The following is a 12,568-nucleotide window of genomic DNA, read 5'->3' as shown; positions in this document are numbered from 1 at the left end:
ATTGTTATATCTGATAGTTTTTAAATTGCTCCCACACGGCCTCTGCTACAGGTCCCAACACTTCTCCCCTTTTCTTAATAATGTAATATTTTAGAGGCGTTATATTTTGCACATCACTAAGTGACAGCATTTTCAGAGTATTATTTGCAATACCTTCATCAGCTAAATAACCTGGTAATTTGCCCCAACCCATTGCACTTTCGATAAGCATTTTTTTAGTTGGAAAGTCATTTACATACCATCGTCGCTGACCTTGCTGTACACCCCACTCTATGTTTTTTGAACCAGTGCCTGAGTCCTGCACAATTATTTGGTATTCGTTCAACAAATCAGTGGCTTGCCTTAGGTTTGGATTTCGCTTTAACAACAAAGGGGAAGCTACATTGATTAATGAGCCGCTATTTAACAAATGCTTTTCAATTTTCTCTTCTTGTGCAGAAAATTCCATTATTGGTGTTATACACAGATCGGCACCGCCATCAAGTAAGGCTTCAATTGCACCTGTTATGTACTCTTGCCTGATTATTATTTGAGTTTCAGGGAACTGATTTTGCATATTTTTTAGTAATGGTAAAATACCTTTTAAATTAAATGATGCTTCAATTGCAATCGTTATACTTACCTCGTTCCCCTGTGCTATGTGGTGTGCAACTTGTTTAAGTTGTGCTGCATCATCTAGCAATTTCATAGCCTTATGAAACATAGTTTTTCCTGCACTGGTAAGCTCTAACCGATAACCATTACGACTAAATAAGGCAAAGTTAAGGGTATTTTCTAGTTGCTTAATACCTTGGCTTATAGCTGGTTGAGTTTTGTGTAAAAGAGCACTTGCTTCACTCAATGATCCAACCTGAGCAACAGTAACAAACATACTAAGCTGTTCTAATTTCATAATTTACGCCAAACATGTAAAGCTAAAGTTTATATCTTATAAAAAAACATTCAATATTAATTAATAAGAACTGTGATTATTCTAACGTCAAAAGCTAAGCATCTGCTTAAATCACTCTTATTAAAGTTGGGAATAACATGAGCACAAAAGTAAAAAGAATTTTTATGTATACATCACTAGGATTAACAACACTTGCCTTTATAGCTGCAGGCTCTGCAAAACTAGCAGGAGTTGAGCAAATGCACTTATCTTTTGCACTCATGGGTTTACCTGCTTGGTTTGGCTATTTTATTGGTGCAAGTGAACTTGCAGGTGCTGTTGCTATTTGGATAAAAAAACTAAGCATTATAGCTGCAAGTGGTTTGTTAGTTATTATGGCTGGTGCAACATTTTTTCATGTAGTTTACGACAGTGTTGCCAATGCAATACCTGCCGTTATTTTATGTGCTTTTTTAATTAATATCATAATTAACCGAGTCAATGATATAAACGCCTAGGATAGTAAGTAACCTAGAGCTATTTTAAATACAATGAATAACGATATATTCGCTTCTATCGTTATTCAAACCCTCATTTACAAAATGACAAATGCTTTCGCATCTCTCATTTAGGATAAAGATAACAAACTCGATCTCTAAACAAACAAAGGCTAAGGTTGTTTTATCCATTAAATTTTAATTTTGAGTTCATACCCTGTATTTAATAATTAAATATACGACGTACTAAAGTTTATTACTTGGGCTTTTAATATGCCTAATTAACTAAGGTGTAAAATATGAAAAAAACATTTTTAGGCATTTTCTCGATTACAGTAATAACTTACTTACTGAGCGGCTGCACAACATCAAATAACGGTAATATTACAAAATTGAGTGAAGATAAAATAAGTACTAGATTAAATAAATTACCTTCCTCGCTAACCTCTAGTGATTTGTTCAATACCACTGTTATTGAACCCACTCAGCTATTTGATAACCTTTATTTTGTAGGATATGTCAGCGTAGGTACTTTTGTTATCACTACAACTGAGGGCATTATTTTAATCGATACCATGTGGACCCCGCACGATGCCAAACATGTGATTGTTCCTGGACTAAAAGAGTTAGGCTTAAATCCTGAAGATATTAAATACGTGATAGTTACTCACGGCCACAGCGACCATTATGGTGGCGCTCACTACTTTGAATCACATTATGGCGCTAAAATTTTAATGAGAAAAAATGAGTGGGACTACATCTATAATCCAAATGCACCTGTATTAACTGATCCTTTCGGTAATTTTTCTACCGAAATACCATTACCTAGCACTTACACCCAAGTTATCGATGGTGAAAAAATAAGTTTAGGTAAAACTAATTTAACGGTACTTGCTACACCAGGGCATACGCCTGGTGGGTTGTCTTTGATAATACCTGTTACAGATAATGGCATACCTCATACAGTTGCACTTTGGGGAGGTACCGGTTTACCGGATACTAAAGCAGCAAATCAAACTTATTTGCACTCTTTAAATTATTTTCAAAAAATTGCAAACAAAAACGATGTTGATGGAAGTATCTCAAACCACCCGTTTTCACATGATCTCATTAATCAAATTAATACATTAAAAAATCGTAAATCTGATCAACAAAACCCCGTGGTAACCGGTAATAAGGCATTTAATGAGTACATAGACGATGTATTACGAAATAACGTTCAAAAGAAACTTTCGTCATTTGAGTCAAACTAATATAGCTTTTCACGCACCGGTGTTATCGTGCTAATGTATTTATAATGACGGTATGTGTCGCTTTAAAGCGATACTCATTACTAATATAAAAGCATAGTGCACTTCTTTTTATGAAAGCCCTCAAAAAAATAGTCTGTATAAAAATACAGACTATCAAATGTGGGGTTAATTACTGTTAGTTTGGTTTATTGTTCTACCAAAGTGACCGATACGTCGTCTACATAAAAATCAGCAGTCAGTTCGTTTGACTCCACATAAAGTAAAGCCGCACTTTCCTCGGTTGTTATTGAATGGGTATAAGTGCCAGAAAGCTGTACCCAATCGCCTGCAACTACGTTTGTAACAGTGGTTAGCTCGAGGTATTCAGTGCTCGCATGCTCAATTTGCAGTGTAAGTTTAATTCCTGGCGATACCGCTGTGTTATCGTCAGATAACTTAACCCACGCAGATACATTATAGGTTTTGCCCGCTGTAAATAGGCCTTTTACATCTTTTTGTAACCCATTCCACGTTTCAGCTCGCCCTTGTACTAATGCACCATTATTTCCGCTGTGAGCTTGGGTTGTTTCAAGTGAAATAGTAGCACTGCCTCGTGATTGCCATGAATCAAGACCGGCTTCAAAGTCACCATTAGTTAGCAGCTCTGCGTGTTGTTAAAAGTACGACCGGTGTTGAAAACCTTTATTTAGATCAGTTAGGTGCGTTTGGTAACGTTGACCGCTACCCTGCTAGACGTATTATAACCATTGTTTACTATTCGCTCGTACGCTTTGAAGAAACCAATCTTGTGAGCGGCGACAATGCTTTAGAATGTGAATGGTTTGATGTAAATAACGTTCCCCCTTTAATGTTTGACCACGCCGACATTTTGAAAAGTGGCTTAGATTACTTACGCTATAAAGTAAGGCACGAGCCGATTGGTTTTAGCCTGCTCCCTGAAAAGTTTACCTTGCTTGAGCTACAAGGAATTTACGAGTCGATTTTAAATAAATCACTCGATAAGCCTAACTTTAGACGTAAGTTCCAAAAAATAAACTTACTAATAAACTGCAAAGAAAAACAAATCAACGTAGCTCACCGAGCTGCTACTTTGTACCGTTTTGATATAAACGTATACGAAAAACTAAGAGAGTTTGGTTTTACATTTGAGTTTTAAATAAGCAAATGCATAATTAAATTAATGTTTGGTCTTTAAGGCCAAATAACATATTGCTAATATATATGTGATGTTTATAATTCGTCCGCATTATTAATATAAACTAATCAAAAGGAGCTTTTTTCTTGAAACTTACGCCGCCCTAGGCAACCACTCCCCTTTTTCATCAGCACGTTACGTGCAACCTTAATCGCCGCCTGCGCGAGAATCACTGTTATTTAAATAAAATACTCCCCTATACTTTGGGAAACTAACTAATTAGGTTTATTACATGTTTGATCACGTAAAAAGAGATTGGCTCTCTAATGTTCGTGGCGATGTGCTTGCTGGTATTGTTGTGGCGCTTGCCCTAATACCTGAAGCGATTGCCTTTTCTATTATTGCCGGTGTTGATCCAAAAGTAGGTTTATACGCCTCATTTTGTATTGCGGTTATTATTGCCTTTGTAGGCGGACGTCCTGGCATGATATCGGCGGCCACCGGTGCAATGGCACTGTTAATGGTGACGCTAGTTAAAGACCATGGTTTGGAATACTTACTGGTTGCTACCTTACTCACTGGTGTACTACAAATATTTGCAGGCTTTTTAAAGCTCGGTGAATTAATGCGCTTTGTATCGCGCTCTGTTGTAACAGGGTTTGTAAACGCGCTGGCGATTTTAATATTTATGGCGCAGTTACCTGAGCTGACTAATGTTACTTGGCATGTTTATGCGATGACCGCAGCGGGCTTAGGTATTATTTACTTATTTCCGTATATTCCAACTATTGGCAAAATACTTCCCTCTCCTTTAGTGTGTATTGTTGTTATTACACTGATTTCAATATTTTTGGGTCTTGATATAAGAACCGTTGGCGACATGGGCGAACTACCAGACACTCTACCTATATTTTTATGGCCCGATGTACCGCTAACACTCGAAACACTGCAAATTGTATTACCGTATTCAATTGGTCTTGCTGTTGTGGGCTTACTTGAGTCAATGATGACCGCCACTATTGTTGATGACTTAACTGATACAACGAGCGATCGTAATAAAGAATGTAAGGGCCAAGGTATTGCTAATATTGGCGCAGGCTTATTTGGTGGTATGGCGGGTTGCGCTATGATTGGGCAATCAATTATTAATGTTAAATCGGGTGGTCGCGGCAGGCTTTCTACCTTTATTGCAGGTTTATTTTTAATCATCATGGTGGTGTTTTTAGATGAGTGGCTGCGTTTAATTCCTATGGCAGCATTAGTTGCGGTAATGATTATGGTATCGATTGGTACGTTTTCGTGGACATCTGTTAAGGATTTAAGAAAGAACCCGCTTTCATCAAATGTAGTGATGATTTCCACCGTTATTGTGGTTGTTGCCACGCATAACCTAGCCATTGGCGTTTTAGTTGGTGTGTTGTTAGCTACGTTGTTTTTTGCCAATAAAATTGGTCGCTTTATGGTGGTTAAAACCAAGCATGATGAAAGCAACGATAAAATAACCTATGAAGTAGTTGGCCAAGTGTTTTTTGCCTCAGCTGAGCAATTTATTGCATCGTTCGATTTTAAAAATGCGGTTTCTAACGTGGTAATTGATTTAACCCATGCACATTTTTGGGATATAACTGGTGTATCGTCACTCGACAAGGTGGTTATTAAATTTAGGCGTGAAGGCGCAACGGTTAGTATTATTGGTATGAATAGCGCAACCGAAACTGTAATTGATAAATTTGGTGTGCATAACAACCCTGAAGAAGTCGAAAAACTACTTGGCGGACATTAAGGAGAATGCAATGACTAAAATAATTACCTATGTAGATGGCTCAGCCATTACTAAAAATGTAACCGATGCTGCTATTTGGGCTTCAAAAAAGCTAAATAAACCAATTAGCTTTGTGCATACAATTGAAAAAACGCAGCAAACTAATATCGGCGACTACTCTGGTAGTATTGGGCTTGGTGCACAGTCAACACTTCTTGATGAAATGACTAAGCTTGACGAACAACGCTGCAAAGTAAGTTTAAAAATGGCTGACGAATTATTAAATTCAGTAAGTGAGCATGCTAAATCGGCAGGTGTTACTAATTTTGAACTAATTAAGCGCCACGGTGATTTGCTCGATACCGTTATAGACTTAAAAGACGATACACGCCTTATTGTTATTGGCCAAAATGGTGCTGGACATAGTAATAGCTTCGCGGTGCTGGGCTCACATATAGAAACCTTAGTGCGTAATGCAACACAACCTATTTTGCTTATTCCTGAAACATTTAAACAACCTAAATCATTTCTGATTGCGTATGACGGCCGCGAAACAGCCGACAAAGCGCTACAACAAGTGATTGATGGCGGCTTGTTACATGGTTTGCATTGTCATTTAGTGAGTATTAAAAACAACGAAAAAGACCTTGAAGAAAAATTTGTTAATGCACAGCACAAGCTTATCAGTATGGACTTCGAAGTATCGGCAAGCTTTTTAGAGGGCAATATTTTCGACTCGTTAATGCAATATAAAGAACAAAATAATGTAGAACTAATTGTAATGGGTGCATTTGGGCACTCTAAACTAAGGCAGTTTTTTGTGGGCAGTAACACCATTAAAATGCTCGAGAACAGCGATGTGCCTGTGGTTATTTTAAAATAAATTTAATAACCTGCACCAAAAAGCCTAAAATCACTTAACTGATTTTAGGCTTTTTTGTTTTTGGCTTAGCTTCAAACTTTTCAAATAAAAACTGAATAAACGACGTAACCTTTTGAGCCACAAACTTTCTATGCTGCTCTGGCATAAATGAGCGCACGGCACGTTTGCCAAATGTGGCCATTATTTCTCGTTTACCGAGTTTGTCTTGTACTGCCAGCTCGCCTTCATGAAAAGGGGAAGCATCTATTGAGTTTGTATTTATCATTTTGCTCGTAATTCGTGTGCGTATTTCATGGGTTAAATTTAACTCAATACACAATGAATGATAATGGGTGTTTTATTGACTGATAATGCACAAAACAATGACAATACTTGCACCCTCTTAGTGCCAGGCGCGCACCAACATATAACAAAATAGGTTTTATCCTCACTCTAAAAACACATTAAATACTATTTAAACAATAACTTAAAAAACTGGCTGTATTTTTGCAAACATTCTATCAACAAGCCCGTTTTACTTACGGCAAAAATTTAGGTTGTGAGCACAATAGCTATTAGCAACCATCGGCAAAGAAGCCCGCACACAGTTATGCATATTGCGTATTTGTGGCGGGCTTTTTTGTTATTTGTATCTAAACCGTCACTTTAAGGAATGCCCTATGCAAACCTCGCAAAAAATACTCATTATTGGTAATGGTATGGTCGGACACCACTTTGTTGAGCAAATGCGCCAAAGCGATGCCAACGCAGACATTACCGTACTTTGCGGAGAAGCAAATCTTGCATACGATCGCGTGTACTTATCAAGTGTATTTGATGGCAAAACAGCCGCCGATTTAGCACTTACCACTCACGACAACTACAAACAACTTAATATTAATGTGCATACCAGCCAGTGGGTTGAAGGCATTGATAGAACAGCAAAAATAGTAACCACGCTAACTGGTGAGCAATACCCGTACGATAAGCTTATATTGGCAACAGGTTCATTTCCATTTGTGCCGCCTATAAAAGGTAACGACCAACCTCATTGTTTGGTGTATCGCACATTAGAAGATTTAGAACAAATAAAAGCCAGTGCCGCTGTAAGTAAAAGCGGTGTTGTTATTGGTGGTGGTTTGTTGGGGCTTGAAGCCGCAAACGCCATTAAGCAACTAGGGCTTGATACCCACGTAGTTGAATTTGCACCGCAGCTTATGGCTGTTCAACTTGATGGGCAAGGCGGTACGCTTCTAAAAAATAAAATAGAAGAACTTGGCGTAACGGTACACACATCAAAGGCAACCAGTGAAATAGTAAAAGGCGAAACCAGTCGCTTTAGATTAAATTTTTCGGATGAGTCATTTTTAGAAACAGACCTAATTTTGTTTTCTGCTGGTATTCGCCCGTATGACCAACTCGGCAAAATTGCTGATTTAGAACTCGGTGAGCGCGGCGGTATTATTATTAATAACCAATGCCAAACGTCAGATCCTGATATTTTAGCTATTGGTGAATGTGCCCTGTGGGACAAAAAACTATTTGGCTTAGTAGCGCCGGGTTACAACATGGCGCGCGTTGCAGCGAGCCAATTAAGTGGTGGCGAGCTTGAGTTTTTAGGTGCCGATATGAGCACCAAACTTAAGTTATTAGGCGTAGAAGTAGGCTCAATTGGCGACGCTCATGCAAAAACGCCAGACTGTAAAGAACTTATATACCAAGACGCTATTCGCGGCTGTTATAAAAAAATAATACTAAGTGAAAAAGGCGATAAATTACTGGGCGCTGTACTTGTTGGCGATACCAGCGATTACGATACTTTATTGCAGTACATGCTTAACGATATGGACTTACCAGAAAACCCTGAGTGTTTAATTTTACCGGACAGCGGCGGCGCACCCTCGTTATCGGGCAGTGCCCTACCCGACACAGCCACTATTTGTTCGTGTCACAATGTGAGTAAAGGCGACATTGTAGGTGCCATTGATGGCGGCTCATGCGATTTAGCCTCAGTAAAATCATGTACTAAAGCAGCAAGTGGCTGTGGTGGTTGTGCAGCGTTATTAAAATCAGTTGTTGATAACGAATTAGCAAGCCGCGGTGTTGAAGTAAACAACCATGTATGTGAGCACTTTGCGTATTCACGCCAAGAACTACTGCACATGGTAAAAGTAGAAAGCATTAAAAGCTTTGATGACTTACTAACTAAACACGGTAGCGGTCATGGCTGTGAAATATGTAAACCTGCCATTGCCTCTATTTTAGCTTCAACATGGAACGACTTCATTTTAGAGCCCGCTCATGTTGGCTTACAAGACACTAACGATACGTACCTAGCAAATATGCAAAAAGATGGTTCGTACTCTGTGGTACCGCGTATTGCGGGTGGCGAAATAACACCCGACAAACTCATTGTAATTGGACAAGTAGCCAAAGATTTTAACCTGTACTGCAAAGTAACTGGCGGTCAACGTATTGATTTATTTGGTGCGCGCTTAGAAGAGCTTCCTGTTATTTGGGAGCGACTTATAGAAGCCGGATTTGAGACCGGTCATGCCTATGGTAAGTCTCTTAGAACTGTTAAATCGTGTGTAGGTAGTACGTGGTGTCGTTATGGTGTGCAAGATAGCGTTGGACACGCAATAGAAATTGAAAACCGCTACAAAGGGTTACGCGCACCGCATAAATTTAAAATGGCGGTATCGGGTTGTACCCGCGAATGCGCCGAAGCACAAAGTAAAGATATTGGCATTATAGCCACCGAAAATGGCTGGAACTTATACGTGTGTGGTAATGGCGGTATGCGCCCTCGCCATGCTGATTTATTTGCGACCGATTTAGACACACCAACACTAATTAAATACATTGACCGCGTAATTATGTTTTACATTAAAACGGCTGACAAATTACAGCGTACGTCGGTATGGATGGAAAACCTTGAAGGCGGTTTAGACTACCTTAAAAGCGTAGTAATTGACGACAGCTTAGGCATTTGCGACGAGCTAGAAGCGCAAATGGAATTAATTACACAAACCTATGCGTGTGAATGGAAAAAAGCGATTGAAAGCCCAGATGCTGCCAAACGATTCCGCCAGTTTGTTAATAGCCCCGAAACCGACGACAACATTCTATTTGTGCAAGAGCGTAACCAAATTCGCCCTGCTACAGAAGCCGAAAAACGTGAGCAACGTAATACACAAAACCGTATTCCAGTAATGGAAGTTGAAGAGGAGCAAGCTGATGTCTTGGCATAATATTGGAACAATCGACAACCTAGTGGCAAATAGCGGCGTATGTGCATTAGTTAATAATCAGCAAGTGGCTATTTTTTACATTCCACAAAATCCAACGGCTGTGTTTGCTATTAGTAACTACGACCCAATTGGCAAAGCTAATGTATTATCACGTGGCATTATTGGCTCAATCGACAATAAATTAGTTGTCGCATCGCCTTTATATAAGCAACACTTTTGCCTAGAAACAGGCGAATGTTTAGAAGCAGAAGCAATACACTTACCGGTTTTTAATGCAAAAATTGAAGATGGAAGTGTATTTATAAGCTCTGAACCAAAAGTTACAACAGCTGTGGCTTAAGGGAATAGTATGAGTGTATTGTCTTATTTTTCGGGTATTGAAAACGTGTGGCTAAATAAGCTTGTTACTAAGCTAACAAGCTCAAATAGTCGCAGCGTCAAAAGCGGCAACGTTTATATAATTGGTGCGGGCCCAGGAGACGCAGAGCTAATTACAGTAAAAGCGCAGCGTTTAATTAATACCACCGATGTTGTTTTATACGATTGGTTAGTAAGCGATGATTTATTAAAAACGCTTCCTAAAAAAGCACAGCGAGTATTTGTGGGTAAACGTGCGGGTAAACATTCGATGACCCAAGCTAACATTTGCGAACTACTGGTTAAATACGCACAACAAGGCTTAAACGTAGTGCGTTTAAAAGGCGGCGATCCGAGTATATTTGCACGTATTAACGAAGAAGCCGATGCGCTTAGTGAGCATAATATTAATTTTGCTATTGTTCCGGGTGTGACAACGGCTTGTGCTACGTCCGCTTATACGGGTATTCCGCTCACTGCACGCGATGTAGCGCGTAGTGTTACATTTTTAACAGCGCAGTTTGCCGATCCTAACAAGCAACCTCATTGGCAAAATTACGCGTTTATGCCTGCAAACAACAACCCCACTTTAGTGGTTTATATGGGGCTTTCGCGCTTACAAACGCTAAGCTGCGGTTTGCAATCAGTGGGCTGGCCAAGTAATACACCCATCGCACTAATAGAGAATGCCACTACTACTAAGCAAAAAGTAATTACCAGTACGCTTGAGAAAATAGTAAATGAGCATGCTAAACACAACCTTCAAGGCCCTACCCTAATTATGATTGGTGAAGTAATAAATCATAAAATGGCTATTAGTCCTGAGTTACTAAACAGTGTAAATGTTAACGCATGACGTAAAATGAATAATGCACTTTTCGCGCTTACTACCTCCCCAGGAGTAGGCGCTTTTTTTGTTTTTAATTTGGGTTCAAGTTGTGTGCAATAACATACTTAAATGCACCAAATAAGTTAAAAGTAATGGCAATTTAAATTATAGAAATACAGTGATAAACAAAAATTATACTTTAAGCAATTGTATTAGCTTGATTTTAAATTCAATGATGAAATTTATTAATGATTGGAACAGTGGTTGCACTTTAAAAACAAAAAAGTGTGGAATAATACCAATGGCGACAAGCAATCCTCTCACAAAACAGTTTTTATTAGCGGCTAAATATCAAGAAATACATGCCCTAAAGCAATTACAAAACAGTTGTGCCTCGCTTACTAAATTAGGCGATTTTGTACACCAGTTACAAAAAGAACGTGCAATGAGTAATATATTTTTGGCCTCAAATCGCGAGCGATTCAAAAGCCAATTACAAGAGCAGATCCCTTTAAGCAGCAGCGCACAAACTGATTTTTATGATTCACTTAAGCAAACATTTATAAACGACAACGCCGATACTGGCCATACTCGGTTATTTAATTTAATTACGTATAGCTTGCAAGCACTCGACGCATTACCCGTCTTGCGAAACCAAATAGCACAACAAAATATTAGTGCAGTGCATGCTACTCAGTCATTCACTCAGTTAATTGCTAGTTTACTCAATATTATTTTAGAGGCGGCCGATGGCGCAAGCGATCCCAAAATAACGCGTTTGTTAGTTGCCTTTTTTAATTTTATGCAAGGTAAAGAATACGCAGGACAAGAGCGAGCATGTGGTGCTCAAGCATTTGCAGCGAGTAAATTTACCACTGAGCAAAAACAACAACTCGCGCATTTCGTACAAGAGCAAAACCACAGCTTTGACTTTTTTAATGAGTACGCCGATGCGCACCTTTTAAAATGCTTTGCCACGTTAACAACACATCAGGTGAATAATCAGGTAGACCAACTTAGAAGTTTACTGCAAAAACTCGATGACGAGAATGCTCAACCGCTCTCGCAACTAAGCGAAGTATGGTACGAAGTAACCACTACGCGCATAGATATAATGCACAAAATTGAACAAAATATAGCAGATCAATTAATTGATACCGCAGCAATGCAAATAGCCTGTGCTCAACGTAGTTTAAATACAAATAAGCAAGTACTTAACAATATGGCAGAGCAACACATAGCCCCTACTTTTGGCCAATTAGCCATTAAGCAACCAGAGCCAGAAGTAAACCAAAATATAGCGGCCGATAAGCTCAACAGTAATAAAACTATGTATGATTTAATTATCGAGCAAAGCCAGCATATAAAACAAATAAACCAAGCGTTACTTGACGCTAAAAAAGTTATTAGTGAGCAAAAGGTAATTCACCAAGCCAAGTACATACTTATTGAGCAGTTAAAGCTCACCGAAGAGCAAGCCCATAAACAGCTACAAAAACAAGCAATGGATACGCATAAAACCTTATTTAGCGTAGCGCAAACAATTGTACAAATGAGCGATTAAATATGCTGTTTTTACTTGGGCATGTTGATCTTTAGTAATACCACTACCCTAAATAATAGTTATTTATTAAGTTACAAATTTCACACCCATATTGAGTTTTGCCTTATTTTAAAGTTGATTCATAACCTGCTGACTATAATAAGGTAAAACCCTAATTTGAGGTCTATTTATAATGCAAATTATT

The 12,568-nt window shown here is 38.7% G+C and carries 12 protein-coding genes; 9 read left to right on the top strand and 3 right to left on the bottom strand.

Annotation, left to right across the window (positions count from 1 at the left end; genetic code table 11):
* Nucleotides 1–4: 4 nt before the first annotated feature.
* The gene (locus tag H5116_RS13350) at nucleotides 5–892 is read right to left on the bottom strand and encodes a LysR family transcriptional regulator (RefSeq protein ID WP_182716384.1); all 888 of its coding nucleotides are present in this window, start codon (nucleotides 890–892) and stop codon (nucleotides 5–7) included.
* 164 nt (nucleotides 893–1,056) lie between these two features.
* On the opposite strand from H5116_RS13350, the gene H5116_RS13345 reads away from it, so the two are divergent.
* Both H5116_RS13345 and H5116_RS13340 read left to right on the top strand, forming a co-directional pair.
* The gene (locus tag H5116_RS13345; protein ID WP_240915869.1) at nucleotides 1,057–1,389 is read left to right on the top strand and encodes a DoxX family protein; all 333 of its coding nucleotides are present in this window, start codon (nucleotides 1,057–1,059) and stop codon (nucleotides 1,387–1,389) included.
* A gap of 278 nt (nucleotides 1,390–1,667) precedes the next feature.
* Nucleotides 1,668–2,621 (top strand): MBL fold metallo-hydrolase, encoded by a 954-nt coding sequence (locus H5116_RS13340; protein ID WP_182716383.1) that lies wholly within the window; start codon nucleotides 1,668–1,670, stop codon nucleotides 2,619–2,621.
* Nucleotides 2,622–2,806: 185 nt separating this feature from the next.
* On the opposite strand, the gene H5116_RS13335 is transcribed toward H5116_RS13340, so the two are convergent.
* A complete protein-coding gene (locus tag H5116_RS13335) occupies nucleotides 2,807–3,262 on the bottom strand; it encodes a carbohydrate binding domain-containing protein (RefSeq protein ID WP_259398825.1) in 456 nt (151 codons plus the stop codon).
* A 146-nt stretch (nucleotides 3,263–3,408) separates the two neighbouring features.
* Here H5116_RS13335 and H5116_RS20380 point away from each other — a divergent pair, with 146 nt between their 5' ends.
* From H5116_RS20380 to H5116_RS13320, 3 genes are all read left to right on the top strand, one after another.
* Complete coding sequence (locus tag H5116_RS20380) at nucleotides 3,409–3,777, top strand: NrtR DNA-binding winged helix domain-containing protein (RefSeq protein ID WP_310735994.1); 369 nt, start codon at nucleotides 3,409–3,411, stop codon at nucleotides 3,775–3,777.
* A gap of 271 nt (nucleotides 3,778–4,048) precedes the next feature.
* A complete protein-coding gene (locus H5116_RS13325) occupies nucleotides 4,049–5,539 on the top strand; it encodes a SulP family inorganic anion transporter (RefSeq protein ID WP_182711647.1) in 1,491 nt (496 codons plus the stop codon).
* 10 nt (nucleotides 5,540–5,549) lie between these two features.
* On the top strand, nucleotides 5,550–6,401 hold the full coding sequence (locus H5116_RS13320; protein WP_182716382.1) for a universal stress protein: 852 nt from the start codon (nucleotides 5,550–5,552) through the stop codon (nucleotides 6,399–6,401).
* Nucleotides 6,402–6,435: 34 nt separating this feature from the next.
* Here H5116_RS13320 and H5116_RS13315 read toward each other — a convergent pair whose 3' ends face one another.
* Nucleotides 6,436–6,666, bottom strand: coding sequence for a hypothetical protein (locus tag H5116_RS13315; RefSeq protein WP_182716408.1), 231 nt, complete (start codon nucleotides 6,664–6,666; stop codon nucleotides 6,436–6,438).
* A 394-nt stretch (nucleotides 6,667–7,060) separates the two neighbouring features.
* On the opposite strand from H5116_RS13315, the gene nirB reads away from it, so the two are divergent.
* The 4 genes from nirB to H5116_RS13295 all read left to right on the top strand — a co-directional run bounded on the left by nirB (nucleotide 7,061) and on the right by H5116_RS13295 (nucleotide 12,384).
* Nucleotides 7,061–9,634: a nitrite reductase large subunit NirB gene (gene nirB / locus H5116_RS13310; RefSeq protein WP_182716381.1), complete on the top strand. Its 2,574-nt coding sequence runs from the start codon at nucleotides 7,061–7,063 to the stop codon at nucleotides 9,632–9,634.
* Complete coding sequence (gene nirD / locus H5116_RS13305) at nucleotides 9,621–9,974, top strand: nitrite reductase small subunit NirD (RefSeq protein WP_002959861.1); 354 nt, start codon at nucleotides 9,621–9,623, stop codon at nucleotides 9,972–9,974. The genes nirB and nirD overlap by 14 nt, the downstream gene beginning before the upstream one ends.
* A gap of 9 nt (nucleotides 9,975–9,983) precedes the next feature.
* Nucleotides 9,984–10,847, top strand: a complete 864-nt coding sequence (gene cobA / locus H5116_RS13300) for a uroporphyrinogen-III C-methyltransferase (protein ID WP_182716380.1) — start codon at nucleotides 9,984–9,986, stop codon at nucleotides 10,845–10,847.
* Nucleotides 10,848–11,121: 274 nt separating this feature from the next.
* Nucleotides 11,122–12,384: a nitrate- and nitrite sensing domain-containing protein gene (locus tag H5116_RS13295; protein ID WP_182716379.1), complete on the top strand. Its 1,263-nt coding sequence runs from the start codon at nucleotides 11,122–11,124 to the stop codon at nucleotides 12,382–12,384.
* The last annotated feature ends 184 nt before the right edge of the window (nucleotides 12,385–12,568 follow it).

It is taken from the genome of Pseudoalteromonas sp. SG45-2 (genome assembly GCF_014164115.1).
In the GTDB taxonomy this organism is placed as follows: Bacteria; Pseudomonadota; Gammaproteobacteria; order Enterobacterales; family Alteromonadaceae; genus Pseudoalteromonas; species Pseudoalteromonas distincta.
Note: the sequence above shows the minus strand (reverse complement) of the source record. Positions and strands in the feature narration are given on the sequence as shown.

Coding starts and splice junctions, on each gene's coding strand:
- H5116_RS13350 (WP_182716384.1), bottom strand. CDS start 892: ATGAAATTAGAACAGCTTAGTATGTTTGTTACTGTTGCTCAGGTTGGA.
- H5116_RS13345 (WP_240915869.1), top strand. CDS start 1,057: ATGTATACATCACTAGGATTAACAACACTTGCCTTTATAGCTGCAGGC.
- H5116_RS13340 (WP_182716383.1), top strand. CDS start 1,668: ATGAAAAAAACATTTTTAGGCATTTTCTCGATTACAGTAATAACTTAC.
- H5116_RS13325 (WP_182711647.1), top strand. CDS start 4,049: ATGTTTGATCACGTAAAAAGAGATTGGCTCTCTAATGTTCGTGGCGAT.
- H5116_RS13320 (WP_182716382.1), top strand. CDS start 5,550: ATGACTAAAATAATTACCTATGTAGATGGCTCAGCCATTACTAAAAAT.
- H5116_RS13315 (WP_182716408.1), bottom strand. CDS start 6,666: ATGATAAATACAAACTCAATAGATGCTTCCCCTTTTCATGAAGGCGAG.
- nirB (WP_182716381.1), top strand. CDS start 7,061: ATGCAAACCTCGCAAAAAATACTCATTATTGGTAATGGTATGGTCGGA.
- nirD (WP_002959861.1), top strand. CDS start 9,621: ATGTCTTGGCATAATATTGGAACAATCGACAACCTAGTGGCAAATAGC.
- cobA (WP_182716380.1), top strand. CDS start 9,984: ATGAGTGTATTGTCTTATTTTTCGGGTATTGAAAACGTGTGGCTAAAT.
- H5116_RS13295 (WP_182716379.1), top strand. CDS start 11,122: ATGGCGACAAGCAATCCTCTCACAAAACAGTTTTTATTAGCGGCTAAA.